The sequence below is a fragment of the Bartonella sp. OC16QHHD genome (genome assembly GCF_042194035.1).
Classification (GTDB): Bacteria; Pseudomonadota; Alphaproteobacteria; order Rhizobiales; family Rhizobiaceae; genus Bartonella.
Genome location: NZ_JBHIMJ010000057.1, coordinates 1 through 2,500 on the forward strand (window position 1 = coordinate 1; position 2,500 = coordinate 2,500).

2 tRNA genes and 1 rRNA gene (1 of these 3 cut by a window edge) are annotated in these 2,500 nt (G+C 43.6%); all 3 read left to right on the forward strand.

The annotated features are described in order from the left end of the window. Positions 1 to 356 precede the first annotated feature (356 nt). A tRNA-Ile gene (locus ACFIK1_RS05875) sits at positions 357 to 433 on the forward strand. A gap of 253 nt (positions 434 to 686) precedes the next feature. Then, a tRNA-Ala gene (locus tag ACFIK1_RS05880) sits at positions 687 to 762 on the forward strand. 442 nt (positions 763 to 1,204) lie between these two features. Continuing rightward, positions 1,205 to 2,500, forward strand: a 23S ribosomal RNA gene (locus tag ACFIK1_RS05885) (it continues 1,519 nt past the right edge of the window).

The following is a 2,500-nucleotide window of genomic DNA, read 5'->3' on the forward strand; positions in this document are numbered from 1 at the left end:
CCCCCCCCGTCTCTTTGAGGCCCCTACCTCTGTTGAGAGAAGTATTTGAGGGCTTAGTGCTCATGTGTTGACAATATAAAAGCAGACGTGCCGTCTTCGTTTCTCTTTCTTCAGATGATGATCCCAAGCCTTCTGGCGATCTCTTAAAATAAAGCCTCACATCATAATCATTTCGCGGTTTCAAAGAAAAACATGCGTTTCAAAGTGCCATGGATTTTAAAAACTATGGATTTATTAAAACTTATGGGTTTTAAAAAAAGGCTTTAAAAGGAAATGACTAAAAAAGAAAGCCACTTAAAAAAGCTTTTCCAGTGATTTAAGATGATACCGGGGAAGGTTTTCCGGTTTATCCCGGAGGGCTTGTAGCTCAGTTGGTTAGAGCGCGCGCTTGATAAGCGTGAGGTCGGAGGTTCAAGTCCTCCCAGGCCCACCAATTTATGCTCGTTTTTTGCTTATCCAAGAGTATGAAGCTTCAGCGTATTAAAAACGCTTCAATCTTTGTTTATTTTTAAAGATTTAATTTTATCATCCAAAGATTATTTGTTAAATTTATCTTATTAAGCTTTCAAAGAGGCTTTTAAAGCCCCTTCAGTGGTACAGATAAATTTAAATGATGCAAATCAAAATAGTACAGGGAATGCAAGTTGATAAATCTTTTTAAGGTTGATTTGAAAGAGCATTATTTAGGGGCCGTAGCTCAGCTGGGAGAGCACCTGCTTTGCAAGCAGGGGGTCGTCGGTTCGATCCCGTCCGGCTCCACCATTTAGGTCATCATCATGTTGTAAGAACACGGTTTAGTAAAAGGTCCAGTGATCTTTTGCTTGTTCTATTGAAATTGTGAAGAGAAGATATATTCAGACATGTTCCTTTTTTAAGGTTCCTTCTGAGATACAAGTTTTTTGTTAAGAAAAATACTTTCTTGGGAAAATGCTTGTTGTAGAAAAAAAGGTTTTGGAAAACAGATTTTAAAAAAGATCTTGAAAGAAAAACCTTTCTTCCGAAGAGGAAATCTTAATTTAGAAAAAGAGACATGTGTCGCAAGGGAATGCTCAAAGCCCTTGCTTATGATTGGAAGCTTAACCGCGCCATTGAATATATCTCGAGAAGCTGGTCTTTTCTGCTGATATTTGGTTTGTTTTGCGCTTTATTTTGCACAAGATAAAGAGAAGCAGACAAACCGTGAATGAATATTGGCAATGAGAACGATCAAGTGTCTTAAGGGCATTTGGTGGATGCCTTGGCATGCACAGGCGATGAAGGACGTGATACGCTGCGATAAGCTACGGGGAGGTGCGAATACCCTTTGATCCGTAGATTTCCGAATGGGGTAACCCACCTTTGATGGCTAGAAAAATTAAGCTGTTTTTGTAAAAGGACAGTTTAGTTTTCTAGTCATCTAATAAAGGTATCTACACCTGAATAAAATAGGGTGTAAGAAGCAAACGCAGGGAACTGAAACATCTAAGTACCTGTAGGAAAGGACATCAAACGAGACTCCGTTAGTAGTGGCGAGCGAACGCGGACCAGGCCAGTGGCTTGAATTAAGAAAAGTAGAAACGACTGGAAAGTCGTACCAAAGTGGGTGATAGTCCCGTATACGTAAATCTGATTTAAGTCCTAGAGTAGGGCGGGACACGTGAAATCCTGTCTGAACATGGGTCGACCACGATCCAAGCCTAAGTACTCGTGCATGACCGATAGCGCACCAGTACCGTGAGGGAAAGGTGAAAAGTACCCCGACAAGGGGAGTGAAATAGTACCTGAAACCGAATGCTTACAAACAGTCGGAGCCCAAGATACGTTCTGGGTGACGGCGTACCTTTTGTATAATGGGTCAGCGACTTAGTCTAACGAGCAAGCTTAAGCCGGTAGGTGTAGGCGTAGCGAAAGCGAGTCTGAATAGGGCGTTCAGTTCGTTGGATTAGACCCGAAACCGAGTGATCTAGCCATGAGCAGGCTGAAGGTAAGGTAACACTTACTGAAGGGCCGAACCCGTATCTGTTGCAATAGATTGGGATGACTTGTGGCTAGGGGTGAAAGGCCAATCAAACTCGGAAATAGCTGGTTCTCCGCGAAATCTATTTAGGTAGAGCGTTAGTCGAATTCTCCAGGGGGTAGAGCACTGGATGGGCTAGGGGTCCTCACCGGATTACCAAACCTAACCAAACTCCGAATACCTGGAAGAACTAACTAGCAGACACACGGCGGGTGCTAACGTCCGTCGTGGAGAGGGAAACAACCCTGACCACCATCTAAGGTCCCCAAGTTATGGCTAAGTGGGAAAGGATGTGAGGATCCCAAAACAACCAGGATGTTGGCTTAGAAGCAGCCACCATTTAAAGAAAGCGTAACAGCTCACTGGTCTAAATAAGGGTCCCTGCGCCGAAAATGTAACGGGGCTAAAGCCATACACCGAAGCTGTGGATTTACTCTTTATTGAGTAAGTGGTAGCGGAGCGTTCCGTAAGCCTGTGAAGGGAGACTCGTGAGAGCTCCTGGAG